Origin of the sequence: Pseudomonas sp. PS01299, assembly GCF_029960145.1 — a bacterium.
Lineage (GTDB): Bacteria > Pseudomonadota > Gammaproteobacteria > Pseudomonadales > Pseudomonadaceae > Aquipseudomonas > Aquipseudomonas putida_A.
On record NZ_JASCPO010000126.1, the window covers coordinates 1 to 17,205 of the forward strand.

At 61.2% G+C, this 17,205-nt stretch carries 17 protein-coding genes; 9 read left to right on the forward strand and 8 right to left on the reverse strand.

The annotated features are described in order from the left end of the window. Positions 1–95: 95 nt before the first annotated feature. Complete coding sequence (locus QMX91_RS19985; protein WP_027613541.1) at positions 96–728, reverse strand: TetR family transcriptional regulator; 633 nt, start codon at positions 726–728, stop codon at positions 96–98. Positions 729–901: 173 nt separating this feature from the next. After that, a complete protein-coding gene (locus tag QMX91_RS19990) occupies positions 902–1,366 on the reverse strand; it encodes a hypothetical protein (protein WP_098966970.1) in 465 nt (154 codons plus the stop codon). A 384-nt stretch (positions 1,367–1,750) separates the two neighbouring features. On the opposite strand from QMX91_RS19990, the gene QMX91_RS19995 reads away from it, so the two are divergent. Next, the gene (locus tag QMX91_RS19995) at positions 1,751–3,826 is read left to right on the forward strand and encodes an AsmA family protein (protein ID WP_135294851.1); all 2,076 of its coding nucleotides are present in this window, start codon (positions 1,751–1,753) and stop codon (positions 3,824–3,826) included. 103 nt (positions 3,827–3,929) lie between these two features. On the opposite strand, the gene QMX91_RS20000 is transcribed toward QMX91_RS19995, so the two are convergent. Next, complete coding sequence (locus QMX91_RS20000) at positions 3,930–4,463, reverse strand: ferritin-like domain-containing protein (RefSeq protein ID WP_027613544.1); 534 nt, start codon at positions 4,461–4,463, stop codon at positions 3,930–3,932. A gap of 90 nt (positions 4,464–4,553) precedes the next feature. Further along, complete coding sequence (locus QMX91_RS20005; protein ID WP_282413241.1) at positions 4,554–5,483, reverse strand: LysR substrate-binding domain-containing protein; 930 nt, start codon at positions 5,481–5,483, stop codon at positions 4,554–4,556. Between the two features lie 108 nt (positions 5,484–5,591). Between QMX91_RS20005 and QMX91_RS20010 the strand changes: the two genes are divergently transcribed. The 3 genes from QMX91_RS20010 to QMX91_RS20020 all read left to right on the forward strand — a co-directional run bounded on the left by QMX91_RS20010 (position 5,592) and on the right by QMX91_RS20020 (position 7,518). After that, complete coding sequence (locus tag QMX91_RS20010) at positions 5,592–6,230, forward strand: NAD(P)H-dependent oxidoreductase (RefSeq protein WP_282413242.1); 639 nt, start codon at positions 5,592–5,594, stop codon at positions 6,228–6,230. Continuing rightward, on the forward strand, positions 6,231–6,536 hold the full coding sequence (locus QMX91_RS20015) for a multidrug efflux SMR transporter (protein WP_098966977.1): 306 nt from the start codon (positions 6,231–6,233) through the stop codon (positions 6,534–6,536). 91 nt (positions 6,537–6,627) lie between these two features. Then, positions 6,628–7,518 (forward strand): triacylglycerol lipase, encoded by an 891-nt coding sequence (locus QMX91_RS20020; protein ID WP_098966979.1) that lies wholly within the window; start codon positions 6,628–6,630, stop codon positions 7,516–7,518. Positions 7,519–7,638: 120 nt separating this feature from the next. On the opposite strand, the gene QMX91_RS20025 is transcribed toward QMX91_RS20020, so the two are convergent. Further along, positions 7,639–8,526 carry a DMT family transporter gene (locus tag QMX91_RS20025; protein WP_108181533.1) on the reverse strand — a complete coding sequence of 296 codons (888 nt, stop codon included), beginning with the start codon at positions 8,524–8,526 and terminating at the stop codon, positions 7,639–7,641. 96 nt (positions 8,527–8,622) lie between these two features. On the opposite strand from QMX91_RS20025, the gene QMX91_RS20030 reads away from it, so the two are divergent. The 3 genes from QMX91_RS20030 (at position 8,623) to QMX91_RS20040 (ending at position 10,997) form a co-directional block, all read left to right on the forward strand. Further along, positions 8,623–9,417 carry a helix-turn-helix transcriptional regulator gene (locus QMX91_RS20030; protein ID WP_134787546.1) on the forward strand — a complete coding sequence of 265 codons (795 nt, stop codon included), beginning with the start codon at positions 8,623–8,625 and terminating at the stop codon, positions 9,415–9,417. Between the two features lie 63 nt (positions 9,418–9,480). Continuing rightward, complete coding sequence (locus QMX91_RS20035; protein WP_282413243.1) at positions 9,481–9,786, forward strand: PsiF family protein; 306 nt, start codon at positions 9,481–9,483, stop codon at positions 9,784–9,786. Between the two features lie 197 nt (positions 9,787–9,983). Beyond that, the gene (locus QMX91_RS20040; protein WP_027613551.1) at positions 9,984–10,997 is read left to right on the forward strand and encodes an AI-2E family transporter; all 1,014 of its coding nucleotides are present in this window, start codon (positions 9,984–9,986) and stop codon (positions 10,995–10,997) included. Between the two features lie 114 nt (positions 10,998–11,111). Here QMX91_RS20040 and QMX91_RS20045 read toward each other — a convergent pair whose 3' ends face one another. After that, a complete protein-coding gene (locus QMX91_RS20045) occupies positions 11,112–12,386 on the reverse strand; it encodes an Hsp70 family protein (protein WP_098966982.1) in 1,275 nt (424 codons plus the stop codon). 291 nt (positions 12,387–12,677) lie between these two features. Here QMX91_RS20045 and QMX91_RS20050 point away from each other — a divergent pair, with 291 nt between their 5' ends. Together QMX91_RS20050 and QMX91_RS20055 are read left to right on the forward strand one after the other, a co-directional pair. After that, complete coding sequence (locus tag QMX91_RS20050) at positions 12,678–13,625, forward strand: DnaJ C-terminal domain-containing protein (RefSeq protein ID WP_027613553.1); 948 nt, start codon at positions 12,678–12,680, stop codon at positions 13,623–13,625. Between the two features lie 23 nt (positions 13,626–13,648). Continuing rightward, entirely contained in the window at positions 13,649–13,954 is a 306-nt protein-coding gene (locus QMX91_RS20055; protein WP_003221201.1) for a chaperone modulator CbpM, read from the forward strand. Between the two features lie 142 nt (positions 13,955–14,096). Here the strand turns inward: QMX91_RS20055 and QMX91_RS20060 are convergent, their stop codons facing one another. Beyond that, positions 14,097–15,224, reverse strand: coding sequence for a sensor histidine kinase (locus QMX91_RS20060; protein ID WP_027613555.1), 1,128 nt, complete (start codon positions 15,222–15,224; stop codon positions 14,097–14,099). Positions 15,225–15,371: 147 nt separating this feature from the next. Then, positions 15,372–17,072: an urease subunit alpha gene (ureC, locus tag QMX91_RS20065; protein WP_134785318.1), complete on the reverse strand. Its 1,701-nt coding sequence runs from the start codon at positions 17,070–17,072 to the stop codon at positions 15,372–15,374. Between the last annotated feature and the right edge of the window lie 133 nt (positions 17,073–17,205).

A 17,205-nucleotide genomic window follows, 5' to 3' on the forward strand; every position in this document is an offset into this window, starting at 1 on the left:
GCGGTGCATCAGTCAACAATGAAGTGACTGACCCACCGCTTTCGCGAGCAAGCCCGCTCCCACAGGGATTTGTGTTGGGTTTGAAAAAAGGGGAATTACTCGGTACTGCCCAACCCTTGCCAGTGCTTGAGGCCGATAAAGATGAAGCGCAATTGCTGGGTGATCTTCGCCTGCGGCGTCAGATGCTCCGGCAGGGCCTCGGCGGGCGGGTCAATGATGTCCGGCAGAGTGGCGAACACCGATTTGACGATCAGGTCGGCGATTACGCTCAGCCCGGCAGCGTCCAGATGCTGCAACTTGGGCATCAATGTCAGGTCGGCCGCGAGGTCGGCGCTGATGTTTTCGCGCAGACGGCCAATCGCCTGACGCACCGGCTGCGAGCCGCCGTATTGCTCACGAGCGAGAAACAGGAACTGCGAACGGTTGGCGCTGACCACGTCGAGGAAAATCCGCACCGACGCATCGATGATCCCGCCCATGACGAATTCGTTGTGGCGCACCAGGCGGATGGTTTCGCGGAAGGTCTGGCCGACTTCACTGACCAGCACCAGACCCAACTCGTCCATGTCGGCAAAATGCCGATAGAAACCGGTGGGCACAATGCCGGCGGTCTTGGTCACTTCGCGCAGGCTCAGGCTGCCGAAACCTCGGCCGCTTTCCATCAAATGGCGGGCAGCGTCCATCAGGGCGTTGCGGGTCTGTTGTTTCTGTTCGGCGCGGGGCAGCATCGCAAAGGCGTTTTCTTGAGCGGGACAAGCGCCGCACTCTAGCAAATCGGCTTTGCTGGCGTCGAACGGCAGGGGGGAAAGTCAGTAGGAAAAAAGGTTTCGCAGATTGTCGGTACTGAAAAAGTCAAAAGCCCAATCCGGTGATTGGGCTTTTTTTCCAGGCCGCCATGGGCTTAGCTCAAAGCGCTGTTGCGTTCGATCACACGGTCACCACCGCCTTCGGCAACGGCTTGGCCCAGTGGGGTTTTATCGAAACCGTCTTCAGCCAGGGTCTGGCCTTGTGGAGTGCGGTCGCTGCCATCGGAAGCCAGGGTCTGACCTTGTGGAGTTTTGTCATAGCCGTCTTCAACCAGACCTTTCTGTTCCAGGCGATCACGGCCGCCTTCTGCTACAGCTTGACCTTGTGGGGTCTTGTCGTAGCCATCTTCAACCAGACCTTTTTCTTCCAGACGATGACGACCGTTTTCAGCCAGAGTCTGACCTTGTGGGGTACGGTCGCTGCCGTCAGCCGCCACAGTCTGGCTGAACACCGAGTGGCTGGATTTCACTTGTGGGGTAGCCTGATCGGCAGCGGGCAGGGCAAAAGCGGTGCTGGCTAGCATCGACAGGGTAAGGCTGAGCAGTAATTGGCGTTTCATGATGGGTTGCTCCTTGGGAGGGCGATAAAGTGGGTACGAAGCCAATGCTACTCTCGATAAGTCGATATAAAAGTTCATAAACGCAATGGTAATAATCAACAGAATTGATTGTTCTGCGGAAGCGCTCTAGCTCGGGCATTTGCGGGGGGGGGGTTGCACCGCAGTGGGTATTTTCGACTCACTCGCGCCTCGCAAATGTGCGGGCAGCGGTAACGCTGTTCGACCAATCGGTCAGCATTCGGGCGATTTTTTGCCGCGGAATCTATATTCCGATTAAACCTGCGCACTGTTTGCCAGTCGTAGAATTCATGAGGGCCGCTTTGGCCCGCCGTTTCAGCTGTGCGTCGCGAAGTCGGCGTGCGGTCGTCATCAGGAGTTTTGTGCATGACGCGCACCGGAAAAATCTTCAGTTGGACCTTCGCCATCCTCTTACTGCTGTTGGCGGTACTGGTTCTGATCATCGTGTTCTTCGACTGGAACCGGATCAAACCGCCGCTCAACGCCAAAGTCTCGGAAGAATTGCATCGTCCGTTCGCCATCAATGGCAACCTCGCGGTGATCTGGCAGCGTGAGCCGGACGAGGGCGGCTGGCGGGCCTGGGTGCCGTGGCCGCACGTGGTGGCTGAGGACCTGACGCTGGGCAACCCGGATTGGTCGAAGCAGCCGCAGATGGTCACGCTCAAACGTGTGGAACTACGCATCTCGCCGCTGGCACTGCTGGCGCAACGGGTGACGATCCCGCGCATCGACCTGACCGAACCCAACGCGCAACTGCAACGCCTGGCCGATGGCCGCGCCAACTGGACCTTCAAGTTCGACCCGAAAGACCCGAATGCCGAACCGTCGAACTGGGTGGTGGACATCGGAGCCATTGGTTTCGACAAGGGCCACGTCACCCTGGATGACCAGACACTCAAGACTAATCTCGACGTGTTGATCGATCCGCTGGGCAAACCGATTCCGTTCAGCGATATCGTCGGCGCCAAAGCCGCGAAGACCGCGCAGGACAAGGGCGCCGCGCCGCAGGACTATGCATTCGCGCTGAAGGTCAAAGGCCAGTACCACGGTCAGAATCTTACCGGCCAGGGCAAGATAGGCGGATTACTGGCGTTGCAGGACGCGAACAAGCCATTCCCGCTGCAGGCCCAGGCGAAGATCGGCGCCACCAGCATCGAACTCGCCGGCACCTTGACCGACCCGCTGAACCTTGGCGCTCTTGATCTGCGTCTTAAATTGGCGGGCGCAAGCCTAGGCAACCTCTATCCACTGACCGGCGTGACCCTGCCGGATACGCCGCCGTATTCCACCGACGGTCATCTGATTGCCAAGTTGCATGACGCCGCCGGTGCGAAATTCACTTATGAACAGTTCAACGGCAAGATCGGCGGCAGTGACATTCACGGCGATCTGACCTACGTCGCCAGCCAGCCACGGCCCAAGCTCAGCGGCGCGTTGCTGTCCAATCAATTGCTGTTCGCCGACCTCGCGCCGCTGATCGGCGCCGACTCGAATGACAAGCAAAAGGCCCGCGGCGGCGAGAGTAAGCAGCCGACCGACAAAGTGCTGCCGGTGGAAGAATTCAAGACCGACCGCTGGCGCGCGATGGATGCCGACGTCGAGTTCACCGGCAAGCGCATCGTCCACAGCGAAAAGCTGCCGTTCACCGACCTCTATACCCACCTGAAACTCAACGACGGCGAACTCAGCCTCGAACCGCTGCGCTTCGGCGTGGCCGGCGGCAATCTGGACGCGCAGATCCGCCTCAATGGTCGCACCGAACCGCTGGAAGGCCGGGCCAAACTGACTGCGCGCGGCTTCAAGCTCAAGCAGTTGTTCCCGACCTTCGAACCGATGAAAACCAGCTTCGGTGAGCTCAACGGTGATGCTGATATCAGCGGTCGCGGCAACTCGGTGGCCAAGCTGCTCGGCGGCGCCAATGGCCAGTTGAAGATGCTGATCAACGACGGGGCGATCAGCCGTGAGCTGATGGAACTGGCAGGGCTCAACGTCGGCAACTACGTGGTCGGCAAGATCTTTGGCGACAAGGAAGTGAAGATCAACTGCGCGGCGGCGGACTTCGACATCAAGACTGGCCTGGCGACCACACGGCTGTTTGTGTTCGATACCGAGAACGCGATCATCTACATCGACGGCACCGCGAACATGGCCACCGAGCAATTGGACCTGACGGTGACACCAGAGTCCAAAGGCTGGCGTCTGATTTCGCTGCGTTCACCGTTGTACGTGCGCGGCAAGTTCATCAAGCCGGACGCCGGGGTCAAGGCCGTGCCGTTGATGCTACGCGGGGCGGGGATGGTGGCGCTGGGCGTGATTGCTGCACCGGCGGCGGGGCTGTTGGCGCTGGTGGCGCCGAGCGGCGGGGAGCCGAATCAGTGTGCGCCTCTGCTTGAGCAGATGAAGGCGGGCAAGGCGCCAGTGACCGTCAAGCCAACCAAGTAAATCTTCAGCGTCTGTAAACGCGTCATCGCGAGCAGGCTCACTCCTACAGGTACAGCGCAAAACTTGTAGGAGTGAGCCTGCTCGCGATAGCGGTATCAAAGGTTCAGAGGTCTTTCAGAATGTCGGCCATGTCATCCGCGTGCTCTTCTTCCTGCGCGAGGATGTCTTCGAAGATGCGCCGGGTGGTCGGGTCTTTCTCGCCGATGTACTGGATGATCTCGCGGTAGCTGTCGATGGCGATCCGTTCGGCCACCAGGTCTTCGTAGACCATTTCCTTCAAGGTGTTCCCGGCCACGTATTGGGCGTGGGACATTTTCGACAGCAGGTCCGGATTAAACTCCGGCTCGCCGCCCAGTTGCACGATGCGCTCGGCCAGACGGTCGGCGTGTTGCGCTTCCTGGGTCGCGTGTTCGAGGAATTCTTCCGCGGCCACGTGAGCCTTCACGCCGTTGGCCATGAAGTAATGACGCTTGTAACGCAGCACGCAGACCAGTTCGGTGGCCAGCGACTCGTTGAGCAAGCGCAGCACCTCGTCACGGTCGGCGCTGTAGCTCTCGGTTACCGCGCCGTTCTCGACGTGTTGTCGCGCACGTTCGCGCAGGGTTTTGACATCTGACAAGTGCAGGTCGTCGCTCATGTTGATCTCCAGGAGGCTAATCCAATGGCGCCACGCTCTACAGGCGTGATCGGTTACCCAAGTTGTGAGTCCTGAGCGACGCAAAAAGTTTTATGAGATTTCCGGCGACCTTGGTACCAGCCCGGACAACTGCGCTTCTTCGCGCAACCAGGCAAAAAATGCCCGCACCGGCGGATGCCGCTCCCGTCCCGGCACACACAGCGCGCTGTATCCGGCACCATCGACTTGCACCTGCCCCTTGTACGGCACCAGCAACCCACTGGCGACGCTCTGCGACACCAGAATATTGCTCGCCAGCACCAGACCTTGCCCGGCAATCGCCGCTTGCAGAGCGTAATGCTCCTCATCGTATTCACGGATCGCCGGATGCTGGTTCAGCCACGACTCGCCGGAGCGAGCGCACCACGCTTCCCAGCCATGGGCATACAGCTTCGAGTTGTGCCAGCGCACGCTGATCAGCGCCGGCGTGCGCCGGGCGGCCAGCGCCACCTGTTCCGGCGAGCCATACACGCCGAAGGTCTCATCGAACAGGCACAAGCCGTAAAGGTTGGGGTAATCGTCGAGGCTATAGCGCAGCACCAGATCGACGCTGGCGTCCTGATGCAGGTCGATGACTTCGCAGTGGGTATCGAGGCGCACGTTGATGTTCGGGTGTTGCGCATAAAATCTTCCGAGGCGCGGCACCAGCCACAGCGCGGCAAACGCGGCGGTGGTCGACAGTGTCAGGTTGCTGCCGCTGCGTTGCGGACGCAGGGTGTCGACGCTTTGCGCGACTTCCAGTAGCGCGCCGTGCAGGCTGCGAAACAGTCGCTCGCCCCCTTCGGTCAGGCGCACCTGACGCGGCAAACGCTCGAACAGCGTCACGCCGAGCCAGTCTTCCAGCGCTCGGATCTGATGGGAAATCGCCGTCGGTGTGACTGACAGCTCTTCAGCAGCGGCCTTGAAGCTCAACAGCCGCGAAGCGGATTCGAAGGCGCGCAGGGCGGTCAGCGGCAACGAGGCGAACATTGAATACTCCATGCATGAAACAAATTCATCCCGACTGATTTTTGCTCATTTGAGACAGCGGCGGGTCGGCGCCAATCTGGCGCTACACAGCCATTCAAGTCTAGTCCCAAGGAGATTCAGATGAGCAAGATTCTTGCGGTCCATGCCAGTCCACGGGGTGACCGTTCGCATTCACGGCGCCTCGCGGAAAGCTTTCTCAGTGCCTGGCAATTACGTCATCCGCAGGCGCAGGTCACCCGCCGTGAAGTCGGACGGGCGCCGATTCCAGCGGTCAACGAGGCGTTTGTGGCGGCGGCTTTTTACCCTGAACCCGAAGCACGGCCGTTGTCGATGCAGGCCGATCTGGCGCTCAGCGATCAACTGGTCGGCGAGTTGTTCGAGCATGACCTGCTGCTGATTTCCACGCCGATGTACAACTTCAGCGTACCCAGCGGCCTCAAGGCGTGGGTCGATCAGATCGTGCGTCTGGGCCTGACGTTCGACCACACCCTGGACAACGGCGTGGCCCAGTACACGCCGCTGCTGCAAGGCAAGAAAGCGCTGATCGTCACCAGTCGCGGCGGGTTCGGCTTCGGCCCCGGCGGCGAACTGGAAGCACTGAACCATGCCGATCCATGGCTGCGCACGGCGCTGGGTTTCGTCGGCATCAACGACGTCAGCGTGGTCGCGGCTGAGGGCGAAGAGTCGGCCGAGCGCACCTTCGCGGTATCAGTGGCCGAGGCCGAGCAGCGTTTGCTCGACCTCGTCCGGACGTTCTAAGTGGCCTGGCTGTTCTTGCTGATCGCCGCCGGTTTCGAGGTGACTTTCGCCATGGGCATGAAGTACGCCGAAGGCTTCACCCGCTTGTGGCCGTCGCTGATCACGGTGGTGGCGGCGATTGGCGGGATTTACTTCCTGACGTTGGCGCTGCGCGAGTTGCCGGTGAGCATCGCCTATCCGATCTGGACGGCGATCGGCTCGCTGGGCACGGTGTTTCTCGGTGTTGCCCTGCTCGGCGAGAGCCTGACTCTGGTCAAACTGCTGTCGGTGGGGCTGATTGTGGCGGGGGTGGTGGGCCTGAAGTAGGCTGATGGTGCAGTTGTCATCATCAAGGAGGAGGCTTGGCGGGCGTTTTGCACGTCTGGCATCCACTCAGCGACCACAAGGATGTTTGCCCATGTCACAAAGTTCGGCGACACGTTATCCACTGGTACTGGTGCCGGGCATGCTCGGGTTTATCCGGCTGCTGCTGTATCCGTACTGGTACGGCATCATCAAGGCGTTGCGCCGTGGCGGGTCGACGGTGATTGCGGTGCAGGTATCGCCGCTCAATTCCACCGAGGTGCGTGGCGAGCAGTTGCTGGCGCGCATCGACGAAATTCTGCGCGAGACCGGCGCCGCCAGGGTCAATCTGTTCGGCCACAGCCAGGGTTCGCTGACCGCACGTTATGCTGCTGCCAAACGGCCGGATCTGGTCGCCTCGGTAACCTCCGTGGCCGGGCCCAATCACGGTTCTGAACTGGCCGACTATCTGCAGAAACACTACCCGGCGAACAGCGCCAAGGGCCGCGTGCTGGAGGTGCTGTTGCGTTTTGTCGGCTGGCTGATGGCGTTGCTGGAAACCGGTTACCACGGGCCGAAACTGCCGGTGGACATCCACGCTTCGCATCAATCGCTGACCAGCGAAGGCGTGGCGCTGTTCAATCAGCGTTATCCACAGGGCCTGCCCGAGACCTGGGGCGGTCACGGGCCGGAAGAGGTCAACGGCGTGCGTTATTACTCGTGGTCGGGGACGTTGCAACCGGGCAAAACTGATCGCGGTGGCAACCTGTTCGACGGCACCAACCGCAGCTGCCGCTTGTTCGCAAAAACCTTCGTGCGTGAGCCGGGGCAGTGTGACGGGATGGTCGGGCGTTACAGCTCGCACCTCGGCACGGTGATTGGCGACGACTATCCGCTGGATCACTTCGACATCGTCAATCAGTCGCTGGGGCTGGTGGGGAAGGGCGCGGATCCGGTGCGGTTGTTTGTCGAGCATGCGGCGCGGCTAAAGGCTGCCGGATTGTGACTCGCTTTTGTGGCGAGGGGATTTATCCCCGATGGGCTGCGCAGCAGCCCTTGTTTTGAGATAAATAGCGGGGTCGCTTCGCGCCCCTTCGGGGATAAATCCCCTCACCACAGGGCCAGATCAGGCAACGCTGAGTTTTCGGCCTAGAACGGTGGTCCAGCGCTCCGACAGAATCACCCCACCCAATGTCAACACCCCACCCACCAGGTGATACATCGCCAACTGCTCCTTCAGCACCACCGCCGCAATCAGCGCGGTAATCAGCGGCAGCAGGTTAAAGAACAACGTCGTGCGGCTCGGCCCCAGACGCTGCACCGCCTGCATCCACGCCAGCGGCGCAAGCATTGACGCCAGCAGGCACGCGTACAGCACCAGCGGAATGTTCTGCGCGGTGAAGCCGGTTTTCGGCGAGGCGGCGTACAGCGGAAACAGCACCACAATCGCCACCAGCACCTGCAGGTACAACAACACCAGCGGCGGCAGGCGCAGCTGCCATTTTTTCAGCAGGGTGCTGTAGATCGCGTAGGCCAGGGTGGCGATCAGCATCATCGCGTCACCCAGGTTCACTCCATGTTGCAGCAGCGCGCCGAGGCTGCCGGACGACACCACCACCAGCACGCCGGCGAACGACAGCACCGCGCCGAACAATGCCCCAGCGGTCAGGCGCTGGCCGAGGCTGATGATTGCCATAGCCAGCGACATCAGCGGCATCAGCGACAAAATGATGCCCATGTTGGTCGCCGTGGTCAGCGTCGCGGCGAAGTAGGCCAGGCTTTGATAGACCGCCATCCCGAGCACGCCGAGGATGAAGATCTTGCCCAAGTTCGGGCGGATCTGCGGCCAGTGCGCGATCACCGCTTTGAGCATGAACGGGGTGAACAGCAGACCGGCGAGCAGCCAGCGGTAGAAACCGATCTCGGCGGGGAAGATCGCCCCGACCGCCAGTTTGTTGATCACGGTATTGCCGGCCCAGATGAAAATCGCCAGCAGGGGAAACGCGTATTGCATGGGTTAAAACCAGAACGTTGATGAACGGTGATTATCGCCTGTCTGGATGCAGCCCTATACTGCGAACCGGACAACCTGCCACTGCAACCGGACAGCATGAACAGCAAACACATCGATCTGCTGGATTTCAGCGAACTGCCGTCGGCGGTGTACTTTCGCTATGCCGACTTCAACGCCCATGAATACGCGGCGCCGCACCGTCATCCGTGGGGCACGCTGGAGTACGCGGCCCACGGTGTGCTGCACATGGACGTCGACGGCAACCGCTTCATGTCGCCGCCGCACTACGCGGTGTGGGTGCCGCCGCAGGTCGAGCACAGTTTCTACAGCCATCAACCGGTCAACTACCGCGCGGTGTGCCTCGATCCGAAGGTTTGCGCCGATCTGCCGCCGCGCGCCTGCACGCTGGCAATCAGCGACATTCTCAAGGCGATTCTCAAGGACTTCGCCGCCCGCGACGTGAAAATCCCCGAACTGGATGCCGACCAGCGTCTGGCCCAGGTGTTGGTCGATCAATTGCAACAGGCGCCGGTGCATGAATGTTATCTGCCGTACGCAAGCAATCCCGGGTTGCTGGCGATCCTCGACGCCTTGCAGGCCGATCCGGGCAATAACCTCCCGCTGGCCCACTGGGCGGCGCAAGTGCACGTCAGCGAGCGTACGTTGGCCCGGCAGTTCGTGCGCGAACTGGGACTGAGTTTCGGCGAATGGCGTCAGCGCCTGCGTTATCTCGCGGCGATCGAGGCGCTGGAAAGCACGAAGAGCGTGCAGGAAATCGCTTTCGATCTCGGCTACAGCAGCGGCTCGGCGTTCATTGCCATGTTTGCCCGGCAGGCCGGGTGTACGCCGGAACAGTATCGGCGTAGCCACGTGGAAGGCAGGAAGGTGTAACAAGATTTGGCTACACTTCAGCGGAGGCCGCATCCATCGATGCGGCGACAAGGAGAAAACTCCATGAAGATGTTGCGTGTCCCTTTGTTGATGATCGGTCTGCTCCTGTGTTCCCAGGGTTTCGCCGCCACGGCGCAACAGAACAAAATGACCACCTGCAATGCTGACGCTACCGCCAAAAGCCTCAAGGGCGACGAGCGCAAGACTTTCATGAGCACTTGCCTCAAGGCTGCACCGGCCGCCAATGACGGCAAAGTGGTGACCCCGCAGCAGGAGAAAATGAAAACCTGCAACGCCGACGCGAAAACCAAGGCGCTGACCGGCGATGCGCGCAAGACCTTCATGAGTGATTGCCTGAAGAAAAAGTAAGCACTTGAGTCTTGTGGTGAGCGGGCTGGCCTCTTCGCGAGCAAGCTCGCTCCCACAGGAGTGCGCATTCCAATGTGGGAGCGAGCCTGCTCGCGAAGGGGCCATTGAGCACGACAATAGCCCCTGCATATCCCTAGTGCTCTCCCCGGATCGCTGGCAGACTGCCAATCCTTTTACGCCGTTCGTTTTGAGGCTGTATGCCAACGTTTTCTGAGCGTCATGTTGTGTTTTGGGTCAGCTGCATCATCATTTGCGGCGGTTTGTTGCTGGCGTTGCCGCTGCGCTTGTTGCCCAGCCTGCTGGCCGGTTTGCTGGTGTTCGAGCTGGTCAACATGCTCACCCCGCAACTGCAACGGCTGATCGAAGGTCGGCGTGCGCGCTGGCTGGCGGTGGCGCTGCTGGGCACCCTGGTGGTCAGTGTGCTGGCGCTGATCTTTGCTGGCGCCATCAGTTTCCTGCTGCACGAAGCGGAAAATCCGGGCGCCTCGCTCGACAAATTCATGGGCGTGGTCGATCGCGCGCGCGGCCAACTGCCGCCGTTCCTCGATGCCTACCTGCCGGCCAGCGCTGCGGAATTTCGCGTGGCCATCGGCGAATGGGCGAGCAAGCATCTGTCCGAGCTGCAACTGGTAGGCAAGGACGCGGCGCACATGTTTGTCACCCTGCTGATTGGCATGGTTCTCGGCGCGATCATTGCTCTGCAGCGAGTACCGGATCTGACCAAACGCAAACCGCTGGCCGCCGCCCTGTTCGACCGTCTGCATCTGGTGGTTCAAGCCTTTCGCAACATCGTCTTCGCGCAGATCAAGATTTCCCTGCTGAACACGTTCTTCACCGCGATTTTCCTGGTGGTGGTCTTGCCGCTGTTCGGCATCAAGCTGCCGCTGACCAAGACCCTGATCGTCCTGACGTTCCTGCTCGGCCTGCTGCCGGTGATCGGCAACCTGATGTCGAACACGCTGATCACCATCGTCGGTCTGTCGCTGTCGATCTGGGTGGCGGTGGCGGCGCTGGGCTATCTGATCTTTATCCACAAGCTCGAATACTTCCTCAACGCGCGCATCGTCGGCGGGCAGATCAGTGCCAAGTCGTGGGAATTACTGCTGGCGATGCTGGTGTTCGAAGCCGCGTTCGGCCTGCCGGGGGTGGTGGCGGGGCCGATTTATTACGCGTACCTGAAGAGTGAGTTGAAGCTGGGCGGGATGGTTTGATTCAAGCCTTATAGCGTTTGAAAGTGCCCTTTCGCGAGCAAGCCCGCTCCCACAGGTTCAGTGTGATCCTGTGGGAGCGGGCTTGCTCGCGAATGGCGCGCCGCTGATTCTGGATCAGGCCATCGAACCGTAGCGCTTCATCGCCTCAATCGCCAGACCGCTGCCAATGCTGCCAAAGATATTCCCTTCAACATGTCGCGCATTCGGCAGCATCGCCGAAACGCTGTTGCGCAGCGCCGGAATGCCGCTTGAACCGCCGGTGAAGAACACCGTATCGACCTGAGCCACCGACACGTTGGCATCGTTCAACAGCTGCGTAACGCTGCCGCGCACGCGCTCAAGCAAGGCGTCGATGGAGGATTCGAACAGGGCGCGGCTCAGTTCCACGCTCAGGCCCGGCTCAATACGGTCCAGCGGTACGTGGCGGCTGTCGGCGTGGGTCAACTGGATCTTGGTTTCTTCGACTTCCATCGCCAGCCAGTGCCCGGCGCGCTGTTCGATCAGCTTGAACAACCGGTCGATGCCGCCGGTGTCTTCAATGTCGTAGCGCATGCTGCCCAGCGCCAGGGTGGATTTCTGCGAGTACACCGAGTTGATGGTGTGCCAGGTCGCCAGGTTCATGTGGTGACTGGTCGGCATGTAGGCGCCGCTCTTCATCCGGCTGCCGTAGCCGAACAGCGGCATCAGGCCTTGCAGGCTCAGCTGTTTGTCGAAATCGGTACCGCCGATGTGCACGCCGCCGGTGGCGAGGATGTCATCGTGGCGGTTGTCCATGCCGCGACGCTCGGGCGACAGGCGCACCAGCGAGAAGTCCGAGGTACCACCGCCGATGTCGACGATCAGCACCAGCTCTTCTTTTTCGATGGTCGACTCGTAGTCGAATGCCGCAGCGATCGGTTCGTACTGGAACGACACGTCCTTGAAACCGAGCTTGCGCGCCACTTCGACCAGGGTGTCTTCGGCTTCCTGGTCGGCCAGCGGGTCGTCATCGACGAAAAATACCGGACGCCCCAGCACCACCTGCTCGAACTCCCGACCGGCGGCCGTTTCGGCACGGCTCTTGAGCTGGCCGATGAACAGCCCCAACAGATCCTTGAACGGCATCGCCGTGCCGAGGACGCTGGTGTCGTGCTTGATCAGCTTGGAACCCAGCAGGCTCTTGAGCGAGCGCATCAGCCTGCCTTCGTAGCCTTCCAGGTACTCGTGCAGGGCCAGGCGCCCGTAAACCGGACGGCGCTCTTCGATATTGAAGAACACCACCGACGGCAGGGTGATCTTGTCGTCTTCCAGCGCGATCATCGTTTCCATGCCGGGGCGCAGCCAGCCGACGGTGGAGTTGGAGGTGCCGAAGTCGATACCGCAGGCACGGGCTGGAGAGGCGTTGTTCATGTCTTTCGGGTTCCGGTCAAAAAACGGCCGCGCAGTGTATGTCAGTGCGCGGCAGATTCGAAGGCCGGTCATCTGCTATTTCACGACTAAGCTTCTTGAAAGTCGCAGCTTCGCCCCAAACTTGCTGGCATGGGCCGGCAGACATACCGGCGGTCGCAAGAACCGTCGTCCACTGCCGATAAACTTCTGCTGCGCCACCCGGTCACAAAGTTGAGATCGGTCAACCCGGCACGCGCGAATGAGCGCATGCTGGCCTCGGCGCGAAATCGATAACGGATGGTGATTCCTTCGATGGACTTCAAAGACTATTACAAGATACTCGGCGTGGAGCCGACAGCGGACGACAAGGCGATCAAGGCTGCCTATCGCAAGCTGGCGCGCAAATACCACCCCGATGTCAGCAAGGAAAAAGATGCCGAGGCCAAGTTCAAGGACGCCTCGGAAGCCTATGAAGCGCTGAAAAGCGCCGACAAGCGCGCCGAATATGACGAGCTGCGCCGTTATGGCCAGCACGGTCAGCCGTTCCAGGGCCCGCCGGGCTGGCAGAGCCGTGGCGGTTTTGGTGGCGGCGGTGGCGACACCGGCGACTTTTCGGACTTCTTCAGTTCGATCTTCGGCAATCGCGGCGCCGGTTTCGGTGGCGACGGTCGGCAACAACGCAGTGCAGGGCGCCGAGGGCAAGACGTGGAAATGGAACTGCCGGTCTTCCTTGAGGAGACTTTGTCGGACGAGTCGAAGAAGGTCAGCTTTCAGGTCCCGCAATACAACGCCAACGGTCAGCACGTCAGCAATACCAGCAAGAGCCTGAACGTGAAGATCCCGGCGGGCGTCACCGACGGCGAGCGCATCCGCCTCAAAGGGCAGGGCGCACCGGGCATCGGTGGCGGGGCCAATGGCGACCTGTACCTGACCATTCGCTTTGCGCCGCATCCGAAATTCGATGTCGAAGGCGAAAACCTGATCATCACCCTGCCATTGGCACCGTGGGAGCTGGCGTTGGGCGCTGAAGTGGCGGTGCCGACCCTGACCGGCAAGATCAACCTCAAGGTTCCGGCCGGCAGCCAGAATGGCCAGCGCATGCGCGCCAAGGGTCATGGCTTGAAAAACAAGGCCGGTGAGCGTGGTTATCTGTTCGTGCAGCTCAAGGCCGTGATGCCGAAAACCTCCGACGACGAGGTCAAGGCGCTGTGGCAGGAACTGGCGAAAAAAGCTGCGTTCAACCCACGCGAGAACTTCTGAATCCGACGACGGAGTAGCCCATCATGAGCAGCCCCCTGATCGTTCAACTGGACATGGCAGAATTCTGTGAGGCGGCCGATCTGTCGGACGTCTACGTGATCGAAATCGTCGAACACGGCATCCTCGAACCTCAGGGCGCGCAGCCCCGGGAATGGCGGTTCACCGACTACGAGCTGAGCCTGGCCAAGCGCGCCGCGAAGTTGCGGCGCGAGCTGGAGCTGGAGTGGGAGGGCGTCGCCCTGGCACTGAATCTGCTGGAGGAAGTGCACGAGTTGCGGGCGGAGAACCGGATGCTGCGTCAGCGATTGGGGCGCTTGGTGGTCGAATAGTTTTACCGTTGGTTTTTGAGTGTTTTTGCCGGCCCCTTCGCGAGCAAGCCCGCTCCCACATTTGACTGCTTTTCAACTGGAGAACCGCGGTCGAATGTGGGAGCGGGCTTGCTCGCGAAGAACGATTACGCGGTAAGCCTGCTTAAACCTTTCTCGGCAAAACCACACTGAACAATGTCCCGTCAGCCTCACTCGAGCTGACATCGATCGTCCCGCCATGGGCGGTCACCACTTCCTTGACGATAAACAGACCCAACCCGAGGCTGGTCGACGGCTGCCCGAGTTCTTCGTCGGCGCTGCGCACCAGCGGGTCGAAAATCGTACCGATCGCCTCTTCGGAAATCGGTGTGCCGTAGTTGTGCACCGACAGGCACACGTGGTCGCCCTCGCCACGCAGATCGAGGGTCACGTCGCGCTGGTTGGCACCGTGCTGCAAGGCATTGCCGATCAGGTTTTGCAGTAACTGGTCGATCCGTCCGGCGTCCCACACGCCGCTGGTGTCACCGTGCACGGTGAGCCTGGGATCGGATTGCGGTTGACCGGCGCAAGCTTCGGCGATCGCCGCTCGCGCCGCAACGGCCAGATCCATCGGTGCCGGCTCGATCGGCAGGCTACGGCCCAGACGACTGCGCACCAGTTCCAGCAGATCGCTGACCATCGTCGCCATGTGCCGCGCGCCACGCTTGATGTGCTGGGCGCAGGCCAGGGCATCGCCTTCAAGGCTGGATTTGCGCAGCAGCAGTTCGGTGGACATGCTCACCGCCTGCAGCGGCGCACGCAGGTCATGGCCGAGGATGGCGAGGAAAATGTCCCGCGAGCGATTGACCTGCTCGGCGTAGGCCGCGGTGGATTCGGCCAGTGCCTCGTCGATGGCTTCGTTGAAACGGATCATGTCCTGAAAATAGGTCATGTCCGGCGATTCAAGGCTGTTGACCCACAGGCGGATCACGCAGGCACGCAAATGGCGGAATTCGCTGGTCATCTGCACCAGATCGAAACCGACGGTGTGGCGCAGCTCGCCATGGCTGGCGCCGGCCTCGTCCAGGCTCGGGGTCTTTTCCGGGCCTTCGCCCTTGGCTTTGGCAGCCTGTTCGGCGGGGCTTTGCGGCTTGTTCATGTCGCGGGCGGCGGCCCGCAGAATCTCGCTGGCGTGATCGCGCAGCGCAGTGGAATCCAGATAGTCGGCGGCCGGCGTGATGGTCGCGGCGAACTGTTCCCACTCATCGACGATAGGGTCGATATTGGCCACGATGAACTCGGAAAGACGCATGGGCAGTTCCTGAAAAAAGGCGGAGCGAATCGAATATTAGCCCCTTTGGCGGGAAATACACGACCGTTTGCACAGTGCTTTTCCAGCGACATGAAAAAGGCCCCGGGATCGTGCGCAAGACACGAAACCGGGGCCTTTTGCCGTGCGTCAGAACAGGAAGTAGCGCTGAGCCATCGGCAGGGTCTCGGCCGGTTCACACCACAGCAGCACGCCGTCAGCCTTGACCTGATAGGTCTGCGGATCGACGTCGATGTTCGGCAGGTAATCGTTGTGGATCAGGTCGGTTTTCTGTACGTCGCGGCAGCCTTTGACCACGCTGATTTTCTTCTTCAGGCCCAATGCCTCGGGCAACCCGGCCTCCTGCGCGGCCTGACTGATGAACGTCAGGCTGGTGGCGTGCAGCGAGCCGCCGTAACTGGCGAACATCGGGCGGTAGTGCACCGGTTGCGGGGTTGGAATCGACGCGTTGGCGTCGCCCATCAGACTGGCGGCGATGGCGCCACCCTTGAGGATCAGCGTCGGTTTGACGCCGAAGAACGCCGGACGCCAGAGCACCAGGTCGGCCCATTTGCCAACTTCGATCGAACCCACTTCATGGCTGATGCCATGGGTGATCGCCGGGTTGATCGTGTACTTGGCGATGTAGCGCTTGGCGCGGAAGTTGTCGTTGCCTTCGCCGTCCTGCGGCAGCGGGCCGCGCTGCTTTTTCATCTTGTCAGCAGTCTGCCAGGTGCGTGTGATGACTTCGCCGACGCGGCCCATGGCCTGGCTGTCGGAGCTGATCATTGAAAACGCGCCGAGGTCGTGGAGGATGTCTTCGGCGGCGATGGTTTCGCGGCGGATACGGCTTTCGGCGAACGCCACGTCTTCGGCGATGCTCGGGTCGAGGTGGTGGCAGACCATCAGCATGTCGAGGTGTTCGTCGATGGTGTTGCGGGTGAACGGCCGGGTCGGGTTGGTCGAGCTCGGCAGCACGTTAGGAAAACCGCAGGCCTTGATGATGTCCGGCGCATGACCGCCGCCGGCACCTTCGGTGTGATAGGTGTGAATGGTGCGGCCCTTGAACGCGCCGAGGGTGGTTTCGACGAAACCCGATTCGTTGAGGGTGTCGGTGTGGATCGCCACCTGCACGTCGTACTGGTCGGCGACGCTCAGGCAGTTGTCGATGCTCGCCGGGGTGGTACCCCAGTCTTCGTGCAGTTTGAGGCCGATGGCGCCGGCCTTGACCTGCTCGATCAGCGGCTCCGGCAGGCTGGCGTTGCCCTTGCCGGTGAGGCCGATGTTCATCGGGAACGCGTCGGCGGCCTGCAGCATCCGCGCCAGGTGCCACGGCCCGGAGGTGCAGGTGGTGGCGTTGGTGCCGGTCGCCGGCCCGGTGCCGCCGCCGATCATGGTGGTGACACCGCTCATCAGCGCTTCTTCGATCTGCTGCGGGCAGATGAAGTGGATGTGCGTGTCGATGCCGCCGGCAGTGAGGATCATGCCTTCACCGGCGATCACCTCGGTGCTGGCGCCGATGGCGATGGTCACGTTGGGCTGTACGTCCGGGTTACCGGCCTTGCCGATCGCGGCGATCCGCCCGTCCTTGAGGCCGACGTCGGCTTTGACGATGCCCCAGTGGTCGATGATCAACGCGTTGGTGATCAGCGTGTCGACCACTTCGGCGGCGAGCAGTTGGCTCTGGCCCTGTCCGTCGCGGATGACTTTGCCGCCGCCGAATTTGACTTCTTCGCCGTAGGTGGTGAAGTCCTTTTCGACTTCGATCCACAACTCGGTGTCCGCCAGGCGCACCTTGTCGCCGACGGTGGGGCCGAACATGTCGGCGTAGGCTTGTCTGGAAATCTTCATGTGTTCGCCTTGGAATTCAATGGTCTTTGAGGCTGTTCGCTGCGCTCACAGATTCGCGAGCAAGCCCGCTCCCACAATTGACCGCATTTCAACTGAAGGAACGCGGTCGAATGTGGGAGCGGGCTTGCGCGCG